Origin of the sequence: Algibacter pectinivorans (assembly GCF_900112595.1) — a bacterium.
In the GTDB taxonomy this organism is placed as follows: Bacteria; Bacteroidota; Bacteroidia; order Flavobacteriales; family Flavobacteriaceae; genus Algibacter_B; species Algibacter_B pectinivorans.
This window is the reverse complement of the sequence record NZ_FOMI01000012.1, coordinates 97,122-117,850: the sequence shown is the minus strand read 5'-3', so window position 1 is coordinate 117,850 and position 20,729 is coordinate 97,122. Positions and strand designations below refer to the sequence as shown.

General features: G+C 33.5%; 21 protein-coding genes and 1 other RNA gene. 11 read left to right on the top strand and 11 right to left on the bottom strand.

Features of this window, described 5'->3' with window-relative positions; translation table 11 throughout:
* The first annotated feature begins 1 nt into the window (after position 1).
* On the top strand, positions 2–907 hold the full coding sequence (locus BMY96_RS15280; RefSeq protein ID WP_092853766.1) for a Ppx/GppA phosphatase family protein: 906 nt from the start codon (positions 2–4) through the stop codon (positions 905–907).
* Positions 908–1,085: 178 nt separating this feature from the next.
* Positions 1,086–1,688 (top strand): porin family protein, encoded by a 603-nt coding sequence (locus BMY96_RS15275; protein ID WP_092853764.1) that lies wholly within the window; start codon positions 1,086–1,088, stop codon positions 1,686–1,688.
* Here BMY96_RS15275 and BMY96_RS15270 read toward each other — a convergent pair.
* The 3 genes from BMY96_RS15270 to BMY96_RS15260 are packed head-to-tail and all read right to left on the bottom strand — an operon-like array spanning position 1,685 to position 4,579.
* Positions 1,685–2,266 (bottom strand): MiaE family protein, encoded by a 582-nt coding sequence (locus BMY96_RS15270; protein ID WP_092853762.1) that lies wholly within the window; start codon positions 2,264–2,266, stop codon positions 1,685–1,687. The two genes, BMY96_RS15275 and BMY96_RS15270, sit on opposite strands and share 4 nt — an antisense overlap.
* A 2-nt stretch (positions 2,267–2,268) precedes the next feature.
* Positions 2,269–2,841, bottom strand: a complete 573-nt coding sequence (locus tag BMY96_RS15265) for a DUF4738 domain-containing protein (protein ID WP_217639604.1) — start codon at positions 2,839–2,841, stop codon at positions 2,269–2,271.
* A 4-nt stretch (positions 2,842–2,845) separates the two neighbouring features.
* Positions 2,846–4,579: a DNA polymerase III subunit gamma/tau gene (locus tag BMY96_RS15260; RefSeq protein ID WP_092853784.1), complete on the bottom strand. Its 1,734-nt coding sequence runs from the start codon at positions 4,577–4,579 to the stop codon at positions 2,846–2,848.
* A 381-nt stretch (positions 4,580–4,960) separates the two neighbouring features.
* On the opposite strand from BMY96_RS15260, the gene rnpB reads away from it, so the two are divergent.
* Positions 4,961–5,280: RNase P RNA component class A (rnpB, locus tag BMY96_RS15255), an RNA gene on the top strand.
* An 83-nt stretch (positions 5,281–5,363) separates the two neighbouring features.
* Here rnpB and BMY96_RS15250 read toward each other — a convergent pair.
* From BMY96_RS15250 to BMY96_RS15230, 5 genes are all read right to left on the bottom strand, one after another.
* Positions 5,364–6,113, bottom strand: a complete 750-nt coding sequence (locus BMY96_RS15250) for a hypothetical protein (RefSeq protein ID WP_139205275.1) — start codon at positions 6,111–6,113, stop codon at positions 5,364–5,366.
* Between the two features lie 35 nt (positions 6,114–6,148).
* Entirely contained in the window at positions 6,149–6,661 is a 513-nt protein-coding gene (locus BMY96_RS15245; RefSeq protein ID WP_092853756.1) for a nuclear transport factor 2 family protein, read from the bottom strand.
* 164 nt (positions 6,662–6,825) lie between these two features.
* The gene (gene rsmD, locus BMY96_RS15240; RefSeq protein ID WP_092853754.1) at positions 6,826–7,365 is read right to left on the bottom strand and encodes a 16S rRNA (guanine(966)-N(2))-methyltransferase RsmD; all 540 of its coding nucleotides are present in this window, start codon (positions 7,363–7,365) and stop codon (positions 6,826–6,828) included.
* Positions 7,365–8,222 (bottom strand): DUF3822 family protein, encoded by an 858-nt coding sequence (locus BMY96_RS15235; RefSeq protein ID WP_245750668.1) that lies wholly within the window; start codon positions 8,220–8,222, stop codon positions 7,365–7,367. Before BMY96_RS15235 ends, rsmD begins: the two co-directional genes overlap by 1 nt.
* On the bottom strand, positions 8,170–8,904 hold the full coding sequence (locus BMY96_RS15230) for a hypothetical protein (RefSeq protein ID WP_092853752.1): 735 nt from the start codon (positions 8,902–8,904) through the stop codon (positions 8,170–8,172). Before BMY96_RS15230 ends, BMY96_RS15235 begins: the two co-directional genes overlap by 53 nt.
* Before the next feature lie 125 nt (positions 8,905–9,029).
* On the opposite strand from BMY96_RS15230, the gene BMY96_RS15225 reads away from it, so the two are divergent.
* The 7 genes from BMY96_RS15225 to BMY96_RS15195 all read left to right on the top strand — a co-directional run bounded on the left by BMY96_RS15225 (position 9,030) and on the right by BMY96_RS15195 (position 15,144).
* Positions 9,030–10,457, top strand: a complete 1,428-nt coding sequence (locus BMY96_RS15225; RefSeq protein ID WP_092853750.1) for an ATP-dependent DNA helicase — start codon at positions 9,030–9,032, stop codon at positions 10,455–10,457.
* A gap of 315 nt (positions 10,458–10,772) precedes the next feature.
* Positions 10,773–11,339 (top strand): DUF4126 domain-containing protein, encoded by a 567-nt coding sequence (locus tag BMY96_RS15220; RefSeq protein WP_092853748.1) that lies wholly within the window; start codon positions 10,773–10,775, stop codon positions 11,337–11,339.
* Positions 11,340–11,422: 83 nt separating this feature from the next.
* Positions 11,423–12,151 carry a 3-deoxy-manno-octulosonate cytidylyltransferase gene (gene kdsB, locus BMY96_RS15215; RefSeq protein ID WP_092853746.1) on the top strand — a complete coding sequence of 243 codons (729 nt, stop codon included), beginning with the start codon at positions 11,423–11,425 and terminating at the stop codon, positions 12,149–12,151.
* On the top strand, positions 12,142–12,846 hold the full coding sequence (locus BMY96_RS15210; protein WP_092853744.1) for an HAD family hydrolase: 705 nt from the start codon (positions 12,142–12,144) through the stop codon (positions 12,844–12,846). The genes kdsB and BMY96_RS15210 overlap by 10 nt, the downstream gene beginning before the upstream one ends.
* Before the next feature lies 1 nt (position 12,847).
* The gene (locus tag BMY96_RS15205; protein ID WP_092853742.1) at positions 12,848–13,465 is read left to right on the top strand and encodes a CatA-like O-acetyltransferase; all 618 of its coding nucleotides are present in this window, start codon (positions 12,848–12,850) and stop codon (positions 13,463–13,465) included.
* A 46-nt stretch (positions 13,466–13,511) separates the two neighbouring features.
* Positions 13,512–14,594 (top strand): iron-containing alcohol dehydrogenase family protein, encoded by a 1,083-nt coding sequence (locus BMY96_RS15200; protein WP_092853740.1) that lies wholly within the window; start codon positions 13,512–13,514, stop codon positions 14,592–14,594.
* 1 nt (position 14,595) lies between these two features.
* Positions 14,596–15,144, top strand: a complete 549-nt coding sequence (locus tag BMY96_RS15195; protein WP_092853738.1) for a 1-acyl-sn-glycerol-3-phosphate acyltransferase — start codon at positions 14,596–14,598, stop codon at positions 15,142–15,144.
* 170 nt (positions 15,145–15,314) lie between these two features.
* Here the strand turns inward: BMY96_RS15195 and BMY96_RS15190 are convergent, their stop codons facing one another.
* Positions 15,315–17,909 (bottom strand): zinc-dependent metalloprotease, encoded by a 2,595-nt coding sequence (locus tag BMY96_RS15190; protein WP_092853736.1) that lies wholly within the window; start codon positions 17,907–17,909, stop codon positions 15,315–15,317.
* A gap of 157 nt (positions 17,910–18,066) precedes the next feature.
* Between BMY96_RS15190 and BMY96_RS15185 the strand changes: the two genes are divergently transcribed.
* On the top strand, positions 18,067–18,804 hold the full coding sequence (locus BMY96_RS15185; protein WP_092853734.1) for an NYN domain-containing protein: 738 nt from the start codon (positions 18,067–18,069) through the stop codon (positions 18,802–18,804).
* Here BMY96_RS15185 and BMY96_RS15180 read toward each other — a convergent pair.
* Both BMY96_RS15180 and BMY96_RS15175 read right to left on the bottom strand, forming a co-directional pair.
* A complete protein-coding gene (locus BMY96_RS15180) occupies positions 18,791–19,477 on the bottom strand; it encodes an N-formylglutamate amidohydrolase (RefSeq protein ID WP_092853732.1) in 687 nt (228 codons plus the stop codon). The genes BMY96_RS15185 and BMY96_RS15180 overlap by 14 nt on opposite strands.
* A complete protein-coding gene (locus BMY96_RS15175; protein WP_092853730.1) occupies positions 19,474–20,700 on the bottom strand; it encodes a glutamate-cysteine ligase family protein in 1,227 nt (408 codons plus the stop codon). The genes BMY96_RS15180 and BMY96_RS15175 overlap by 4 nt, the downstream gene beginning before the upstream one ends.
* Positions 20,701–20,729: the final 29 nt, after the last annotated feature.

Sequence of the window (20,729 nt, the reverse complement as noted above, 5' to 3'; positions counted from 1 at the left end):
TATGCTTTCAATAAAAAAATATGCTGCCATAGATATTGGTTCGAACGCTGTAAGACTGTTAATTTCAAATATAATTGAACAAAAAGGAAAGCCTGTTGAATTTAAGAAAAACTCGCTTGTACGTGTGCCAATTCGATTAGGTGCAGATGTTTTTATAAAAGAAAAAATTTCTAAAGAAAACACCCAGCGAATGCTAGATACTATGTTAGCGTTTAAACTACTAATGAAATCTCATAAAGTAGTAAAGTATAAGGCTTGTGCAACCTCGGCAATGCGAGAGTCTAAAAACGGAAAGCAAGTAGTAGATTTGGTATTGGAGCATGCCGGTATAAGTATCGATGTTATTGGGGGCGAAGAGGAAGCTGCAATTATTGCGGCAACAGATTTAAATAAATATATAGATGGTAATAAAACGTATTTATATGTTGATGTTGGTGGTGGAAGCACGGAGTTTACTGTTATTGATAGGGGCAACCAAGTAGCTTCAAGGTCTTTTAAAATAGGAACCGTACGTTTGCTTAACGATATGGTTAAAAAAGAAACTTGGTTAGAGCTGCAAGATTGGATTAATACGCACACTAAAGAGTATCATAAAATAGATGTTTTAGGTTCTGGTGGAAATATTAATAAAATTTTCAAGGTATCGGGTAAATCTATGGGGAAACCACTTTCGTATTTTTATATGACCTCCTATTACAACATGTTACAAACCTATTCGTACGAAGAGCGTATAACGGAACTTTCGCTAAATCAAGATAGAGCCGATGTAATTATTCCTGCAATGCGTATTTATCTTTCCGCTATGAAATGGGCTGGAGCAAAAAACATATATGTACCTAAAATTGGTCTTGCCGATGGTATTATAAAAAGTATATACTATGATACGGTTTCTAGTAATACACAGTAAAATTTTGCACTTGGACTTGTATAGTTGTGCTTTTTTAATTTTATGATATATATTCGTACGCTATAATACCATTAATAATAACCCAAATCTATTAATAATGTAAAATCTAAATTATGGTGCTTAAACTTCATAATATTTTGGTTTTTCGCATCTTATAGGTTAATATAAATACAAACAGATGAAAAAATTACTACTATTAACAGTGTTACTTGGTTTTTCATTACAAGGCTATGCTCAAGAAGACAAAGAAATTAAATCTTCAACAAAGGTAAAGGACACTGCAAAGGTTCAAGAAAAATGGTCGGCTTCTAGCGGGATTAAATTCGGTATTCGAGCCGGTTATACCATTTCTCATTTAGATTTTAAGGATGAACCAGCTTTTAGTAATGAGCACAGAAACAGTTTGTATGTAGGTTTCTTAGCTAATATGGGTATTTCTAGAACCTTATCTATAGTGCCAGAAATACAGTTTTCTGCCGAGGGTGCCAATAAAGAGGAATTGCATTTAGATTATATACAAATGCCAATTTTGTTTAGATTTAGATTTAGCGAAAAATTCCATGCAGGTATAGGTCCTCAAGTAGGATGGAAGGTTCAAAAAGTGGACGACGGTATGAAAAACATGGGATATTCGGCAGTTATAGGTGCCGATTACAAAATTAACTATGCCATTGTGGTAGATGTTAGATATAACTACGGTATTAGAAATGTATTCGATGATAACTTAGGTATCGAAGCAAAAAATAGAAATATTCAATTAGGTGTGGGTTATAAATTTTAGCCGTGTATAGCTTCGCTAGTTCCTAAATTAGAAATTATTTCGGCCTCATATTCAAGAAGTTGTTGCCATTTGGTATCCACTTCTTTTTTTTCGCCATATTGTCTGGCAAAACCTAAAAACATAGTATAGTGGTTGGCTTCACTAACCATTAAATTTCTATAAAATTCGGCTAATTCTTTATCTTCTAATTCTTCTGAAAGTAGCCTGAAGCGTTCGCAGCTTCTAGCTTCTATTAATGCCGCGTACAACAAACGATGTACAAGTTGTGTAGTTCTGCTGCCACCTTTAGGAAAGAATTTTAAAAGCGCTATAACATAATCATCACGTCTATCTCTACCTAATACCCAACCGCGTTCTATAATTTTATCGTGTACCATTTTAAAATGACTAATTTCCTCTTTAACTAAAGCTGTCATTTCTTGAACTAGCTCTGTATATTCAGGAAAACTTACTATAAGCGAAATAGCTGTACTTGTTGCTTTTTGTTCGCAAAAAGCATGATCGGTTAGTATCTCTTCAATGTTTTTCTCTACAATGTTTACCCAACGTGGATCGGTTGGTAGTTTTAATCCTAACATAATTATATAATATTTGCAGTAAGGTTAATTTCTTTTAATTTTAATCTACCTAACTCATCAATTAGAATTACAAAGTCTCGGTATGAGTCTGTACCAGGAATATTAAAACTGGTGTTTAAAATTAATTGGGATGGAGTTGAGGCTTGGTAATCTATCCAAACAAATTGCATAATTGCTTGGTTTAAAAATGTGGAGTTTTCAGAATTAGAGAATAGCTCCTTATTTATAACACTTTTGTTTAATGTTAAACCATTTTTTAAAACGTGAAGGTTGGCTTCAAAATTTTTATAACGTGTTGGGCTTTTAGTCTTGGTATTTACTATTGTTTTCGATAGCTCATTATTTTCAACTGAATGGTATTGTATTTTAATTTCAAAACCATTACTTAAAATAGTATCTGTTTCTATTTGTATTTTTTGTTCCGGGACAAATTTAGTTTGCTTAGTAAATGATTCAAGGAGATTATGTTTCTTTAAAACCTGAACATTTGGTTTATAAATTCTATCTCGACCATCGCAGCTAAAAAGCACAACAATTACAGGTAATATTAAAAGTAATAACTTTTTGTTATTCAATTTATTAAACATCTAGATCGAAAGTTTTTCTTAAAAGGTCAATATTCGGGTTTTTTTCCTTTAGTTTTTCAAATTTATCTTGAGGCGTATAGGCGTATTTCTTTTCCATAACTTCGTTTACTGTTATAGATAAAGTAATGTCGTAGTTACTTAATTCCTTTCTAATATACCCTAAAAGATTAAATTGCTGGCGTTCTAATTCTACCTTGTTTGTAGCGTTTGGAAACTCTAAATGTGCTACAGTTCCTTTAACTTTTGGCACATCTATAGATAAAATGGAAGCCAAATTATGTTGACCTTTAGAAACCAATTTTTCGGTATACGTATTCCAAGCTGTTATAAAATCTTGCTCTGTAAATGGCTCTTTAGGTAAATTCTCCTCATCCACCACAACATCCATTTGTTTAATTTGATGCTCTTTCTTAGCGCGAATACTAGATAAAGTCAGCCCAGATTGACGTTTGGAACTTTGTTTTAAAATAATTTTAGGAGGCCCTTGATCTTCCGTTTTATTTACTGTTACCGGTTTTTTATTGGTGGTTTCAGTTGGTACTGTTTGCGCTTTCGCGGAAGGGGTAGCGTTTTCAGTTTTCTTAGGAACCTTAATCGGAACAGGCGTAATGCCTTTTTTCTGGAAATATGAGGCAGGAATTATGTAATGTTTGCTATTTTTTTTTTCTCCATCATGAGTGATAGAGGCAAGTTGCATTAAAGTTAATTCGACAAGTAAGCGTTGATTTTTACTTGTTTTGTATTTAAGATCGCAGTCGTTAGCTAGTTGAATGCCTTGCAAGAGAAACTCTTGTGATGCTTTTTGCGATTGTTTTAAATACTTCTCTTTAGTTTGATCGCCAACTTCTAATAAGGCAATGGTTTCAGGTGTTTTACTAACTAGCAAATCTCTAAAATGAGACGCTAATCCTGCAATAAAATGATGTCCATCGAAACCTTTTGAAAGCGTATTATTAAACTGAAGTAATAGATCTGGAATTTTATTCTCTAAAATTAAATCGGTACTTGTAAAATAGGTTTCGTAATCTAGTACGTTTAAGTTTTCGGTTACGGCTTGTCTAGTTAAGTTTTTACCAGAAAAACTAACAACACGATCAAAAATAGAAAGGGCGTCACGCATGGCACCATCTGCTTTTTGCGCGATAATATGTAAGGCATCGTCCTCGGCAGTTATACCTTGTTCTTTGGCTATATATTTTAGATATTCCTTAGCATCTTTAACCGTAATACGTTTAAAATCGAAAATTTGACAACGCGATAAAATGGTAGGTATAATTTTATGCTTCTCGGTAGTTGCAAGAATAAATATGCAATGCTTAGGTGGCTCTTCTAACGTTTTTAAAAAGGCGTTAAAAGCCGATTGTGAGAGCATGTGTACCTCATCAATAATATAGACCTTGTATTTTCCAACTTGTGGCGGAATACGAACTTGATCGGTTAAACTCCTAATATCATCTACCGAGTTATTGGATGCAGCATCGAGCTCGAAAATGTTAAAAGCAAAATCTTCATCGCTAGTTTCGTTACCGTCGCTATTAATCATTTTAGCCAAAATACGTGCGCAGGTGGTTTTACCAACGCCACGAGGTCCTGTAAATAGTAAGGCTTGGGCTAAATGATTGTTATCTATGGCATTTAGTAAAGTGTTTGTAATAGCTTGCTGGCCAACAACGTCTTTAAACGCTTCTGGTCTGTATTTTCTAGCCGATACAACAAAATGTTCCATAGTTAAATCTTGAGATAACAAAGTTAAAAATTCAATTTGGAATTTAGAATTATGACGTTGAAAATTAATAGGAGTTATTAACAAAACTAAAGTTTAGATAAAGCGGTTTGTAAAGTTAAAATTATGTAATGCCTATAATTACCACGAATTGTTATTTAACCTGACAAGGATAGGTTTTTTATTGGTGCTTAAATGGATTATGATTAGTAGTAGCGCTAGTAGATACTTGCGTTAAGGATTGAACGGCATGTTTGAGCTCGCCGACTGTAGGAGGAAGCGAGTAGTGAAAGCCTGACCCAATCCCGATAGCTATCGGGATTGGGTAACGCCCAAATATTTAAATTTATTTAGATTATACTTTTAGTTTATTGTAATTTCGCGGCAGTAAATCGCCTTATCGCTGTTTTGGTTTATTCAAAATGGAGGAAAGTCCGAACACCGTAGTGCAACATAGTGGCTAATAACCACCAGCCGTGAGGTTAGGAAAAGTGCAACAGAAAGTATGTACAGGTCATGCTGTAGTGAAACCAGGTAAACTCTATGTGGTGCAATGTCATGTAAACCAACGTTTGAGGGCGGCACGCTCGATTGTTGGAGGGTAGGCAGCTAAAGTGTATTGGTAACAATGCATGTAGATAAATGATAAGGGCTTTTTTAGCAATAAAAAAGTACAGAATTCGGCTTATAGATTTACTTAAATATACAAACCCTTCTTGAAATTATTCAGGAAGGGTTTGAAGTTTAAAAAAGGGTTAATTGGTAATTAATTGGTTGGTTTACTTTGTTATTTTTCGGGTACATAGGATAATTCTGGACGAATTTTCCCTGTTTGTTCTTGAACACGACTGGTATTATTTATAACTTTACTAAAGGCATCCCATTTATCTGGTCCTAAAACTTTATCGTTTTCTTTGGATTTTATGGCGCTATCTATTTCATCTTTAGAGGAGATTACTACTAGATAAAACTGATCTGCGGTACCGAATCCGTTTCTATAAATTCTGTAATACTCTGTTGATCCTTTTTCTATATATAATGCTTTTACTGCTTTAATCCCTTCGCGAATTTTAGCTGCGTTAGCGGGTGTGAAATAGAGATAGTAAAAGTTGCGGTAATTTTCTCCCTCCCGTATTATGGGCGCACCTTCTTCCATATATGAGAGGTCTTCTACTAAAGTTATGTTGTAATCGGTATGTGTATCGTAACACAAATTAAACTCCTCGAACATTTTACCAAAATCGTCTCCCATGGCTTTTGCCATATCTGCAAAAGGACGCTCATCTAATGCTGCAAAATTTTCAATGGGTGTTAGGTATAAATATTTTAACTCGTTAGTGCTAATGGCGGTCCAAGAGGTGTTTACATTATGCTTTTTAGAGGCTTTAAGTAGTTTTTTAGCAACAGCTTCATATTGCGTAACCATGGCAGGTTTTACGTTGTCTTGATGTACCGTGTACATTTTTTGTGCTTTACAAATATGGGTAGTGAAACATAACAATAGACTAAGTAATAAGGTTGTTTTAATTGCTTTCATATTATTGGTATTTACTAGTTAGGGTAACTTAAATTTTACTCGGTTGTAGTACTGCTTTCTAGAGCTTCTTTTACTTCGGCAATTGTAGCTCTCATGCTTGAAGTATCATAGTAGGCATATTCGTTTACTATTTTACCATCTATAAATTGCGCTGTTATATGTATGGGCACAGTTATGGTTTTACCTGTTACTTTTGCTTTAGCCGCCCAACCGTTCCAGTAGTTTACCCAGGTGTTACCTTCTTTATCTATTATCATTTCAATTTCGGTAGCATCATCTAATAATTTATACTCAGAAAAATTGGAAAGTGTTTGTATCATACCATTCATGGTTTCTTCTGGCGAAGCTTGTTTATTGGCATTATGATAAATTTTTGCAGTATCTGCATAATTGGCTTTCCATGTTTCCCAATCTTGAGATTCGTAGGCTTTAATATTAGCCTTAAAGGTTTCAATTTCTGGAGAACTTTCGAAGTAACGTGTTTGCTGTTTGTCTTGGCAAGCAACAAATAGATAGAGTGCAAGCCCTAATAAAAAAAGTTTTTTCATTTTAATTTATGGTTTTAAAAGTTAGTATTAACAATTAACCATAAACAATATCAAGAAAAAGGTATGCCCTTTATTTGAGAGATGAAATTTGTGTAGAGCCGGGGAGGCTCTTAAGGAGACTTCTAATGTACTGAAAAAAAACGGGTTATAAAAATATATTTAGTTTATCCTTTTTCGAAAAAACTAAAAACATTGCCTCCATAGCTTTTTGAATAAGCGAAGTTTTCTAAATTAGAAAGATTAGTGTGCTTGGAATGTTCTACAATTAATACACCATCCTCTAATAATAAGTTGTTTTTAAAAACCAATTCTGGAATTTTAGAGAACTGCTCTAACTCGAAATTATAAGGCGGGTCTGCAAAAATAATGTTAGCTTGTATGGTTGCTTTTTCTAAAAACTTAAACACATCGCTTTTAATAGTTTGAATAGGCATATCGAAAGCTTCGGCAGTTTTGTTTATAAACTTAATACAACCAAAGTCTTGGTCTACACAAGTAATTTGTTCGGTGCCTCTAGAGGCAAACTCATAGCTTATATTTCCGGTGCCGGCAAACAAATCTAAAACCGAAATATCATCAAAATAATACAGGTTGTTAATAATGTTAAATAGCGATTCCTTGGCCATATCTGTAGTAGGGCGTACAGGAAGGTTTTTTGGTGCTACTATTTTTCTACTTTTGTATAAACCTGATATAATGCGCATTAAAAGCTATTTAGTAAAGTGAAATTAGAATATTTTGATGGTTGGCTGCCAAGGTATTTATAGGTTTCTTTCCTTGCACCAAACGTTATGTTTCGAATGTACTTATAGGCTATATGATACAAATCGTTTTCTTTGGTTATAGCGCCAAGTAAAACTAAATTTAAATGTTCTGGGTTTAAATTAAGTTGTTCGGCAGTAAATAGAAGGTAATATATAAAATCTTCCTTAGTATGGAACGAAAACCTATTGTATAGTTGTAAGTTACTGTTACTTACTACTACAATTTCAAAATGATTGTCCCCTACATTAACATACATGTTATTGGTATTCGATTCTTTTTCTAGTTGCAGAATAGAGTCTATTAAAATAGTTGAAACATGTTTAAATGTAAAGGCTCCAAACTTATCGTAAATGTAATTGTTTATGTTTATATATGGTACATACACATTTACACTGTTATTCAGTGCAATGGTATCATAAGCTATAAAATCAGATTTTAAAATTTTAGAATTAAACTTTAAATAATCTGCCAAATGACTTTCATTAAATAACTCTTGTGGTACTAGGGTAGAGAGGTCGTTATCATGTATAATTACAATATTTGCAAACTGGCCTTGTAAAACAGTCTCTTTTGCAAATAGTTGTTTTAATTGATCTAAAACCTCGATAGGGTTTAAGTTTTTTTCAAAATTATAAACCTTAAAGACCAGAATAGTATTGGAGTCTCTATTTAGTATAGAAAAAGAAAGTCCACTCAAGCTTATTTGAATGGACAATTCTAAGTTAGTATGTTTTTTAGTAATATTATTCGCTATCGCCATAAGTTTTTGGCCAGTTACCACCTGTTTTAACTTCATCCATAGAACCTACCTTTAAAGCATCTCCATTAACACCGTCAACCGATACAATTTGGTTTTCTTGTATTACTAAGTCTCTGTTTTGGTCGTATAATAAAACATCCTTTTTAACAGAGGCTTCAAAAACAGGGATATTTATCTTGTTTTGTTCAACAAACCCGGCATCCATTTTAAACTTTGCGCCTTCTTGACCTACCGGAACATTCATCATTGTTTTATATCTGTTTGAAGATTTAAATAAAGAATCTTTAACAGAAACAGTTCCTAAAGTATCAATAATAACAATATCCTTTGTAGTATCTACACCGTATCTTCTCGTTAACTCTTTATCTATAACGCTAGAATCTCTACGTTGTGTAATAGTATATTCTGCTGTATCTATAAATTTAATTAAGTTATCAAAAGTTTTAGCAAATTTACCTGTAACTTGTCTGTGCGCTAATTGCGCATCTCTAATATCAATTAAACTTTCAATTACAACCGCGTAGCGTTTATTTTTCTCCTTATTGAATTTTATTGGCTCATAAATAGACATATAAGTTTGGTACCCTAAAAAGGCAATTAATAACCAAAGTGCTATAGTCAAAACAGGTTTAAGTTTAGACGGGATAAATTTGTCAATTAACTTTACCAAGCCAATTGTACCAAGAATCACTGCTAATGCAATTAAGAAAAATGTCATAGTATCTATTTATTAAAAATTCGTTAATGGTTTTAGCAAATCTACAATTTTTTTTTAATCGTTAAAACCTAAGGACATAAAAATCATTTCTATATTTGAATAATTTTTAATTAGGACAATCATTAATGACAGCATCCCAATTCTATTCGCTTATAAAACAGGAGTTTCCGTTTCAACCTACGATAAAACAAAATATTGTCCTTCAGCAATTGGCAGAATTTATTTTTTCAAAAAGCACAAACGACCTATATTTACTAAAAGGCTATGCAGGTACAGGAAAAACCACCATTGTAGGGGCCATAGTATCCAATTTATGGAAAGCAAAAAAAAGCGCCGTTTTAATGGCACCAACGGGTAGAGCCGCCAAGGTTATTTCTAATTATTCTAAAAAAGAAGCCTTTACCATTCATAAAAAAATATACTTTCCAAAAAAAGAAAAATCTGGGGGTGTTAAGTTTGTTTTGCAACTTAACAAGCATAAAAACACCATTTTTATTGTAGATGAGGCCTCCATGATTCCAGATGCTCCAACAGATTCTAAACAAATGGATAGCGGATCGCTACTAGACGATTTAATACAATATGTATATAGTGGCCATAATTGTAAATTACTTTTAATAGGAGATACAGCACAATTACCACCAGTAAAATTAGATGTAAGTCCAGCTCTAGATGAGCGAACCTTAGCCTTAAACTACGATAAGGTAGTAACAAGAATGGAGTTGGATGAAGTAGTAAGGCAAGAACAAGACTCTGGTATTTTAGTAAATGCCACCATATTAAGAGACACTTTAGCGTCCTCTTTTTTCGAGTCTTTTAAATTCGATATTGCGGGTTTTGTAGATATTATTAGGCTAGTAGATGGCTACGAAATAATGGATGCCATAAACGATGCATACAGCGAGCTGGGTAAAGAAGAAACCGCCATAATTGTAAGAAGTAATAAACGGGCCAATTTATATAACCAACAAATAAGAAACCGTATTCTATTTAATGAGCACGAACTAACAGCGGGCGATTATTTAATGGTAGTTAAAAATAATTACTTCTGGATAAAACCCACCACCGAAGCGGGTTTTATAGCTAATGGCGATATTATTGAAGTGCTCGAAATTTTTAGCATACAAGAATTATATGGCTTTAGATTTGCCGAAGTAAAAATACGCATGGTCGATTACCCTAAAATGGCACCTTTCGAAACCGTTTTAATGCTCGACACCATCGATGCCGAAACACCTTCTTTACCCTACGAAGATTCCAATAGGCTGTATCAAGAAGTCATGAAAGATTTCGCAGAGGAAACCAGTAAGTATAAAAAGTTTTTAAAAGTAAAAAACAACAAACATTTCAATGCCTTACAGGTTAAGTTTTCGTATGCTATAACCTGTCATAAATCCCAAGGTGGCCAGTGGGACACCGTTTTTGTAGAGCAACCATATTTACCAAACGGTATCGATAAAGATTATTTACGTTGGCTATACACCGCCGTTACCAGAGCCAAGGATAAATTATATTTAATAGGTTTTAAAGACGAGTTTTTTTTAGAGGATTAAAGTTCTAGGGCGCCACCCAAAGGGTCGGGCTATCCAATACAAGTCCTCGCACCTCCTGCGTCGGGCTGTGGGCTTTCCTTTTCTATCCCTGGCGCGCATATTAGCCAACAATAAACATTAATAAATGGGTAGGGTGTATTAACGTTTGTAGGTGTTACTTATCGTTTTGTGTTTATTATGGCTTTATAAAAAACACAAAACACTTAAAAACCAATCAGGATGATAGGCAAAACTTCAATAATCAAGAATTTATGTAACTTTGAATAATTATTAATTAAAAACAAAATCCCTTATAGAGATTTAGGCACTTCTTCAATGACATTCGAAACCATAATTAGTATTTGCTTAGGTATAGGTTTAGCCGCATCGGTAGGTTTTAGAGTCTTTTTACCTTTATTTGCACTTAGTTTAGCGTCTTATTTTGATGTTTGGCAACTCAATGAATCTTGGCAATGGATAGGAAGTACCGCCGCATTAATAACCTTAGCGGTTGCCACACTAGTAGAAGTTTTTGCGTATTTTATTCCTTATATAGATAATGCATTAGATAGTATTGCCGTGCCTTTAGCAGCTCTTGCCGGAACCGCTATAATGCTATCTACCGTGGCCGATTTAAGTCCTGTTATTACTTGGGCATTAGCCATTATTGCTGGAGGTGGTACCGCAGCAGCCGTAGCAGGAACATCTAGTACCGCACGTTTTGCATCAACAGTCTCCACTGCAGGCGTAGCAAACCCATTAGTTTCAACTTTAGAAACAGGAACATCGGTTGTTATGTCGGTGGTATCCATTTTTCTGCCGGTTTTAGCAGTATTTTTAGTTATTATCATTTTATTTATAATTTTTAAGCTGTACAAAAAGTTTAAAACCTCAAAAGTGTAAACTCTATTTATTTATAGTATTTTTGAGCTGCTTATTACTCAATTTAATTGTTTTTATAAATTTTAAATCAGTAAATTTATTAGATGAAAATTATTTCCATGATTCCTGCTCGCTATGCAGCATCGCGCTTTCCGGGTAAACTAATGCAAGACTTAGGTGGTAAAACCGTTATTCAAAGAACCTACGAAGCTACGGTTGCTACTAAATTATTCGATGCCGTTTTTGTAGTTACAGATAGCGATATTATCTACAAAGAAATAGAGCGTATTGGTGGTAATGTGATTATGAGTAAAAAGGAACATGAATGCGGTAGCGACAGAATTGCCGAAGCTGTAGAGGATATGGATATTGATGTTGTTGTTAATGTTCAAGGCGATGAACCTTTTACCGATAAAGAATCTTTAATAAAACTCATAGATGTGTTTAAAGAAGATACTAAGCAAGAAGTAGATTTGGCTTCCTTAATGGTGCACATAACTAATAAGGATGAAATTAATAACCCAAATACAGTAAAAGTAGTTATCGATCAATCTGATTTTGCATTATATTTTTCACGCAGTCCAATTCCGTATCCAAGAGATAATAATGTAGATGTTAAATATTACAAACATAAAGGAGTTTATGCTTTTCGAAAGCAGGCTATTTTAGATTTTTATAAACTACCAATGCAAGTTTTAGAAGCTTCAGAAAAACTAGAGCAATTACGTTACTTGGAATATGGAAAACGTATAAAAATGGTTGAAACCGATGTTGAAGGTGTTGAAATTGATACTCCAGAAGATTTACAACGCGCCAATAAATTATGGAAATAAACTACCAAAACATTAAAGTTATTGGTTTTGATGCCGATGATACACTTTGGGTAAACGAAACCTACTTTCGCGATGCCGAAAAAGAATTTGCTCAACTTTTATCTAAATACGAAACGGTAAATAAAATAGACCAAGAACTATTTAGAATGGAAATTGACAATTTACCGTTATACGGTTACGGTGTTAAAGCATTTACACTATCCATGGTCGAGTCGGCTTTGGAGATTTCAAATTATAATGTGTCTACAAAAACCATTGAAGCCATATTAAATATTGGAAAAGATATGCTTAATAAACCTGTAGAACTTTTAGATGGGGTAGAAGAAGTGCTAAAAACCTTATCAAAAAAGTACCGGTTAATTTTAGCTACCAAGGGCGATTTACTAGATCAAGAACGGAAGTTGGAAAAATCTGGATTAACAGATTATTTTCATCATATCGAGGTTTTAAGTGATAAAAAAGAAGCTAATTATTCCAATTTATTAAATCATTTAGATATTAATCCATCAGAGTTTTTAATGATAGGTAATTCCTTAAAATCTGATGTATTACCTCTAATAAATATAAAATCTCATGCTATCCATGTACCGTTTCATACCACATGGGCACATGAAGAGGTTACAGATGCCGAAAAAAATGGTAAAGCATACAAAACTTTAAGTTCTATAGATAAAGTATTAAATATTCTAAAATAATATGAAGATTATCGATATAAATACTTGGAACAGAAAACAGCATTTCGAGCATTTTTCTAGTTTGGCCGATCCTTATTTTGGATTAGTAATTCCTTTTAATGTTACTAAAGCGTATCATTTTGCTAAGGAAAAAGGAATATCTTTTTTTGCGACTTATTTGCATGCTTGTATGCGTGCTATAAACGAAGTAGACAATTTAAAATATAGAATAGAAAACGGTAATGTAGTACAGTACGATGTTATACACGCTTCATCAACAATTATGAGGGCAGATAAAACCATTGCTTTTTCTTTTATTGACTATAGTGAAAATCTTGGTGTATTTCTTGATAACTTGGAAGCAGAAAAATACCGTATTAAAAATTCAAACGATTTATTTCCTCCCAAAAACGGGCTTGATTGTGTACATTGTTCCGCATTACCATGGCTAAATTTTATTGGGCATAAAGAACCTGTTTCGGGTCAATTGGAGTGTGTACCCAAAATTGCTTTTAGCAAAGTAACAGAGGTAGACAATGGATTAACAATTAATGTCGCCATAAATGTTAATCATGCATTAGTAGATGGTTACCATGTTGGACTTTTTTCTGAGAAATTTCAGCAGTATTTAAACCAATAGAAAATAAAATAATGGTATTTTTACCTTTTATAAAGAAATTATATAAATGACTTATAAGAACTTTCCAATGGTGCCAAAAGTATTGTTTGGCAGAGGTGGTTTTAATCAATTAAATGATATTTTGGCTCCAAAACGTCTTGGAATCCATGCGCCCTTTATCTTTTTAATAGATGATGTTTTTAAAAGCAATCCATGGATTACTTCTAGAATATCACTATCCTACGATGATAGAATTATTTTTGTTTCGGCAAAAGAAGAACCTAAAACATCGCAAGTTGATGAACTTGTCGAAGATATTATATTACAGTCTAAACAACGGCCTTCTGGTATTATAGGAATAGGTGGCGGTACTTTATTAGATTTGGCAAAGGCAGTTTCTATCATGATTACTAATGATGGTGGTGCAGCAGATTATCAGGGCTGGGATTTAGTTAAAAACCCTGCTATATACCATGTTGGTGTTCCAACAATTTCTGGAACAGGAGCCGAAGTTTCAAGAACAACGGTGCTTACAGGTCCAGATAAAAAATTAGGTATAAATTCAGATTATACGCCTTTTGATCAAGTTATTTTAGATTCAGAACTAACTAAAGATGTTCCAAAAGACCAGTGGTTTTACACAGGGATGGATTGTTATGTACATTGTATAGAGTCTTTAACCGGTACGTATTTAAACACATTTAGTGAAACTTACGGGCAAATGGCTTTAGAGTTATGCAATGAAATATTTTTAAGTGATAATCTTTCAGAAACGGAATCTCAAGAAAAACTAATGATGGCCTCATGGCATGGCGGAATGAGTATTGCTTACTCGCAAGTGGGTGTTGCTCACGCAATGAGCTATGGTTTAGCGTATTTACTAGGAACCAAGCATGGTATAGGTAATTGTATTGTTTTTGATCATTTAGAGGAGTTTTACCCAGAAGGTGTTAAGGTTTTTAAACAAATGAAAGCTAAACATAACATTACGTTACCAACAGGTATTTGTGCCGATTTAAGCGATAGTGAATTCGATATTATGATTGATGTTGCTTTAGGTTTAGTACCGCTATGGGAAAATGCTTTAGGTAAACATTGGAAAAAAACCATTACTAAACAAAAGTTGAAAGCTTTATATCAAAAAATGTAGTATGAAATGGCTTGCAAAACTAATATATTTTAGACTATTAGGATGGCAAGCTGTAGGTAATACGTCGTTCTCGAAAAACACTGTAAAAAAGGCTGTAATAATAGCTGTGCCGCACACAAGTTGGCACGATTTTTATATAGGTGTTTTGTTGCGTAAAGTTACAGGTGTAAAAACTAATTTTGTTGGCAAAAAGGAGTTGTTTGTCTTTCCTTTTGGTTGGTTTTTTAGAGCTTTAGGCGGAGCACCTTTAAACCGGCAAACCAGCGAAAATAAAGTGGATACTATTGCTAAATTATTTACTCAATACGATGAGTTTAGAATGACTTTAGCTCCCGAAGGCACTAGAAAAAAAGTAGATAAATGGCGTACTGGGTTTTACTACATTGCTAAACAAGCCAATGTTCCTATAATAATGTTTACTCTTGATTTTGAAAATAAGCAAAATGTGATTTCAGAGCCATTTTACCCAACGGATAATGTGGAGGCAGATTTTGAATTTATGCATAACTTCTATAAAGGCGTAGTTGGTAAAAAACCACAATATTCATAATTTTATGTTTGATTTTAAAATTTGGCACAACTATTGTTTTCTTATTAACTAAGTGTATGAAACATAAAGTAAACAATTTATTGTCCCTAAAAAGAAACATGCGCTTGCCCAAAACAACAAAAGCTACCTCATTAAAGAAGTAGCTTTTATTTTTTTTACTGCCTTTTGGCTTATTTTATCTCCTTAACAGCATTGTCAATTAAAGTTCTTAAGTGCTGTTTATGGGCTCTAGAAGCTATATTTCCAGAGGGCTCAGCCATAGTTCTTATGGATTTAAGGTTGTACAATGCCATCGATTTAGCAGTGTTTGTATACTTACTGCTTTGTTTACCTGTAAGCATACCAATTAGCATATTAGTATATTCTAATTGTAAATTCTGTCTGAATGAATTTACAGAGCCTGAGATGTCTGTTTTAAAAATAGCATCATTCAAATCGACCATAAAGGTCGATAAGGTGTATTCATTTCCATATAACTCAGAATCAGTAATTCGTTGTAATGTATTATAGTGTAAAAGTTGATTTAATACATTTTTTTGATAACCTAATACTTGATTATGAATTTTAGGATCCTCAGGTTCGCTCATAAAATTAAACCCTCTGCGTTGTTTTGCTAAATAATTATATAAATCATTTGGAGCTTTAAAGGCATCTGGTGCAAACACATAAGTTTTTAAAGCATTCATAGCTCGTTTTTGGTCTTTTAAGCTCACAGGAGTATAAGGTTGTTTGGCTTGGTCTTGCCCCGCCATAGAACGATCTACGTAAACACCACCAATAAATCTAGAAATGGTATTTGTAGCCGATGCTTTTTGTCCGCTTAACAAATAATACACAGATCTTAATTCTTGATACGATTCTCCGGTAGTTATAAACTTAAATTTTAAATCTTTCATTAAGTCATTCGCCAATTCAATTCTATCAACAGCCCATTTAATTTGATTGTTAGATTGGTCGGATACATTCACTCTTGGATCGATAGCTTTACCTGGCGAGCGCATATCATCTGCATCGTTTCCAAAAATATGTTCTGGTTTCGTCGATTCGTTTAACAAGGCTTGTCGGTCGGCCTCAGTTTTAAAAGGTGTGTAACCTAGTTGGATGGCCCAAATATCGTACGGTCCTACAGCAACGTCATCGTATTGACCTTGTTTACTGCGGTCTCTTGTAATATTTAATGCTGCATAATCCATTACCGAAGCCGTTAAACATTTTCCTTTTATAAAATTGGCATCTTCAAGTTGTTCTGGCGAAAATAATTGGCTCGCTTTCATGTTATGATTTAAACCTAGCGTATGTCCAATTTCGTGCATAATTAAAGCCGTCATAGACTCTTTTTTAATACGTTCCATTTCTAAATCTGTCGCTCCAGCTACCGAGGCCACGGTACTTGCAAATATTACCTCATTATGTAATTCATGGCCCAAAGAACAATACAATTCATCTTGATGAGTATTGGCGTTATATAGAGTTTCATTAGCCGCAGTTTCAAAAACTTTATCATAAAAAACACGATTGGTAAAGTGTTTATATTCTAGCATGATATCTGCTCCAAAAATTTCACCAGTTTTAGGGTTTTTCATACTTGGACCGTAACCTCCAAATGGAGGTGTTGGAGAAGCTGTCCATCGTAATACGTTATAACGAATATCTCCAGCATCCCAATCGGCATCATCTGGTTGTTGTTTTACTACAATGGCGTTTTTAAAACCAGCCTTTTCAAAAGCTACATTCCATTGCAGTACAGCATTTTTTATAGTTTCACGCCATTGGATAGGTGTAGAGTTTTCCATCCACCAAGTAATTGGTGTTACCGGTTCAGATAATTCGGCTTCTGGATTTTTTTTAACTAAATTCCATCGGTTTATTAAATCGCGATACGGGGTTACACTTGTTGAAGTTTGATCGGTAATTTCAGTTGTAAAATAACCAACTCTAGGGTCGTCGAATCTCGGTTCAAAATTGTTTTCTGGCATAGCAATTAAACTATGAAACACTTTTATACTAACATTTCTGCCGTCGGACACCGCACTAGAGCCACCATTTAAAACCGACGGTGTAGAATACACATATTCCACCTCTAAATTTACATTTTCAGGATAGTTTTTTATGTCCTTTATTTTAGTCTTGGCTTTATCCAAACTTCCTAACTTAAATGATGTAGGAGGTGTTCCTGGTCTAGAAGCCGGTTTTACTTGCGAAAATGTTTCTTTTAAAAATAAATCGTTAGCTTTTATTAAATACAAACCTTCATCCTCGTTGGTGGCTTCAATTTTTAAACTCGCCATAACGCCTTGGCTAATATTAGCGTCTTTAGATTTTGAAATGGCATTGTTAGGGTCGAAATAAAAGGCTGTGTTTTGAGTAATAAATTCAATTTTATTAAAGTATTTTGATACGGTAAACACTTTAGAGCCTCGGTAAGACCCTCTATTTATTCTTCCAGCATCTAGGACACCATCAGCAATTTGACTAAAGTATATAAACTCTTTATCCAATTGGTTTTGTGTTATAACCATTTGCAATTCGCCTGTAATAGTGTCTTGGTATACTGTAAATAAGCCTTCAATTTTTTTGCTAGCTTTTGTTAAATCTGCTATAGATTTTTCCTTAGGCTTTTTAGCAGGTTTGGTTTCTGTAGCTTCAATAGCATTTTTTTTATTCCTCTTTTTTTTATTTTGAGCTTCTGTACTAAAAGGTATGCATAGAAGAAAAATCAATAAAGAAAGTGGGATAAATTTAAAAGTAATTTGATTTAATTTCATAGAAATATTTTGTGTTTTATTAGGTTTTCACCTAAATGTTTGAATTAGTCGCAGTAAAAATAGATATATCTTAATATTTCTTTACCTAAATAAAAGTTAAAATAATTATTATAGCAACTTTTTAATTTCGTTTTATTATTGTTTATCTTTAACAAATATGATTAAAGACACTAAAATTGCTGTATTAATTGACGGAGATAATATACCTTCAAAATACATTACAGAAATGATGGAGGAAATTACCAAATACGGTACACCTACCATTAAGCGTATTTACGGAGATTGGACCAAGCCGCATTTATCTAAATGGAAAAATGTTTTGCTTGAAAATGCCATTACACCCATACAACAATATGGTTATACTACTGGAAAAAACGCGACCGATTCTGCAATGATTATTGATGCAATGGATATTTTATATTCCGAAAAGGTTAATGGGTTTTGTTTAGTATCCTCCGATAGCGATTTTACAAAGCTTGCAACGCGTTTAAGAGAAGCTGCTATGGTAGTTTATGGAATGGGCGAGAAGAAAACGCCTAATCCTTTTATTGTAGCTTGCGACAAGTTTATTTATTTGGAAATTTTAGCTCTAGATGAAGACGAAGATCCTAAGGATAAGCAATCTAACAAGCCTAAAAAGGCAAATCTTTACAACATTACGCCAAAGGTAATTAAACTATTAAAAAACTCGGTTGATGATGCTGCCGACGATGATGGTTGGGCATTTTTAGGCGATGTAGGTTCTTTAATCCTTAAAAAGCAACCTAACTTTGATTCTAGAAACTTTGGGTTTCAAAAATTAACACCACTTTTTAAGTCGTTGCCACAATTTGAGTTGGAACAACGGGACCAAACTAACGGACGATTCAAATTGATTTTTGTTAAGAATAAATAGTACTTTCAATAGCGTTGTATAGTGCTTGCTTAATATTAAAAGATACCTTGTTATTATTTGCGAATTTTTGATTTAATTCCAACTCAATACCCACATAATTTTCAGGAAATTGTTTGCGTAAATAGGTTGTAAAACCATCTGCTTTTCCTAAATATGGATAGTTGTATCGCACATTAAATGTGGGATAAAACCTGTTTATTTCTTTTTTTAATAAAGTGCAATAGGCTTTTTCTTTTTTAATTCTAGAGTCAAATAGCAAACCAATATCGCAACGCCTTTCGGTAGAATTTAAAACAGGAGTGAAGCTATGTACCGAAATATGCAGAACTTGCTCATTAGCATCTATTAACTTTTTTATTTGCGATTCAACATCATGTCTGTACAGAGAATAGTAGTGCTCTATTACATTGTCTTTTTCAAGCTTTGTGAGGTTTTTACTGAATTCTGAAAATAACTTGGCATGGTGTAACGAACGGTTAAGCTCTATTAGAAGCCTACTTACCTTACTAGATTTGGAAAAATAGGCAAGAGGTTGTAAGGCTGTAAAGAGGTATAGTGCACCTAAATCGTAACCTCGATGGGTATTTAACTCATCTTGAGCGTTTTCAAAATACTTCTGAAAGTTTTCTGGAATAAAGCATCCTCCATGTTCGCAAGTTAAAATGAGTTTCATGCTCTAAACAAGCTGTTGGTTTGTAAACAATTTGCTAAATCAAAATAAATGGTTTTAATGTTGTCTTCTGAAAAGTTATTGGCAATGGCTTTTAATATTCTGGTTGATAAAGTCCCTTCATTTAATATAATATCTAAGGCTTCATAATGCGATGCATCAATATTAGGTTTTACGTCTTCGTATATTTTTTTCCAAATATTTTGAACGCTTAAAGGTTCATGGATTCCAAATAAGTCTAAATAGTTAACATCTGAAACTATATAAGCTTCACCCGATTTTATAATGGGGTTTAAAAGATTAAAAAGGGATACATTCGACCATTCTTTTTGATTTGAAAGCGAAGTAAAACCATCATTAACAAGATGTTTTAGAACTTCAATTATTAGGACACAAATAGCCATATCTGCCTTTGGGCATTCTTGTATATCTACTAATCTAATTTCTATAGCATTTCTATCAAACCTAGCAATAGCACCTCTTGAGTTTAAAAAATGATGATCCAATATATTTTGGGTATCAAAAGGTTTAATTGCTTTTTTAATAGGTTCAAAAATGGTTTTATGATAATCCGATTTACTAAAAACTTGTTCCGGAATTACAAAACCTGTCATTTCTGGTATTTCCTTTTGGTTGGTTTTATAATATTCTAAACGGGTATCTTTAAAGCCCGTAGATTGCCCTTCAAGAATTGGTGAACTTGCACATAAACCAGGAATAAGCGGTAGCAGAATTCGTATGGCAGCATGTAGTTTTTCAAATTCATTATCGTCGTAAAACGGTAAATTAATATGCGTGCTTTGTACGTTGCTCCAACCATGACCTTTACAATTAAAAATTCTGTTGTAAAGCTCATACACTTCACTATAACTGTGTTTCCAGAGTTGTGTGTCGGTTAACGGATTCATTAACGGATGTGAGGCCGTTGGTAATAATTGCGTATTTAATGGTTGTAATAACGCATTGATTTCTGCTATGTTTTTATGAAACTCATTGGATAAGCTATTTAAATTAGCTGTTGGTCCATTGGTTTTTATTTCTACCACATGAGCTACTAATTCGTTGCTCCAAGCCATAGTGCCATTTTCAATATCGGAAGTTAGCTCACCATTCTTTTTTGTTAAAAGTGCATCAACTATAGGCGCTACCTTTAGGTTAGATTGATTAACTAACATGTATTCCAATTCGATACCATAAACTTCAAATAAATGATATTTTTTACCCATTACCTTACTATTAAAATTTTATAATTTCG

Coding starts and splice junctions, on each gene's coding strand:
- rsmD (WP_092853754.1), bottom strand. CDS start 7,365: ATGCGCATTATATCAGGTTTATACAAAAGTAGAAAAATAGTAGCACCA.
- BMY96_RS15250 (WP_139205275.1), bottom strand. CDS start 6,113: ATGAAAGCAATTAAAACAACCTTATTACTTAGTCTATTGTTATGTTTC.
- BMY96_RS15270 (WP_092853762.1), bottom strand. CDS start 2,266: ATGTTAGGATTAAAACTACCAACCGATCCACGTTGGGTAAACATTGTA.
- BMY96_RS15210 (WP_092853744.1), top strand. CDS start 12,142: ATGGAAATAAACTACCAAAACATTAAAGTTATTGGTTTTGATGCCGAT.
- BMY96_RS15275 (WP_092853764.1), top strand. CDS start 1,086: ATGAAAAAATTACTACTATTAACAGTGTTACTTGGTTTTTCATTACAA.
- kdsB (WP_092853746.1), top strand. CDS start 11,423: ATGAAAATTATTTCCATGATTCCTGCTCGCTATGCAGCATCGCGCTTT.
- BMY96_RS15195 (WP_092853738.1), top strand. CDS start 14,596: ATGAAATGGCTTGCAAAACTAATATATTTTAGACTATTAGGATGGCAA.
- BMY96_RS15230 (WP_092853752.1), bottom strand. CDS start 8,904: ATGACATTTTTCTTAATTGCATTAGCAGTGATTCTTGGTACAATTGGC.
- BMY96_RS15175 (WP_092853730.1), bottom strand. CDS start 20,700: ATGGGTAAAAAATATCATTTATTTGAAGTTTATGGTATCGAATTGGAA.
- BMY96_RS15185 (WP_092853734.1), top strand. CDS start 18,067: ATGATTAAAGACACTAAAATTGCTGTATTAATTGACGGAGATAATATA.
- BMY96_RS15200 (WP_092853740.1), top strand. CDS start 13,512: ATGACTTATAAGAACTTTCCAATGGTGCCAAAAGTATTGTTTGGCAGA.
- BMY96_RS15205 (WP_092853742.1), top strand. CDS start 12,848: ATGAAGATTATCGATATAAATACTTGGAACAGAAAACAGCATTTCGAG.
- BMY96_RS15220 (WP_092853748.1), top strand. CDS start 10,773: ATGACATTCGAAACCATAATTAGTATTTGCTTAGGTATAGGTTTAGCC.
- BMY96_RS15235 (WP_245750668.1), bottom strand. CDS start 8,222: ATGAAGTTAAAACAGGTGGTAACTGGCCAAAAACTTATGGCGATAGCG.
- BMY96_RS15180 (WP_092853732.1), bottom strand. CDS start 19,477: ATGAAACTCATTTTAACTTGCGAACATGGAGGATGCTTTATTCCAGAA.
- BMY96_RS15190 (WP_092853736.1), bottom strand. CDS start 17,909: ATGAAATTAAATCAAATTACTTTTAAATTTATCCCACTTTCTTTATTG.
- BMY96_RS15260 (WP_092853784.1), bottom strand. CDS start 4,579: ATGGAACATTTTGTTGTATCGGCTAGAAAATACAGACCAGAAGCGTTT.
- BMY96_RS15225 (WP_092853750.1), top strand. CDS start 9,030: ATGACAGCATCCCAATTCTATTCGCTTATAAAACAGGAGTTTCCGTTT.
- BMY96_RS15245 (WP_092853756.1), bottom strand. CDS start 6,661: ATGAAAAAACTTTTTTTATTAGGGCTTGCACTCTATCTATTTGTTGCT.
- BMY96_RS15280 (WP_092853766.1), top strand. CDS start 2: ATGCTTTCAATAAAAAAATATGCTGCCATAGATATTGGTTCGAACGCT.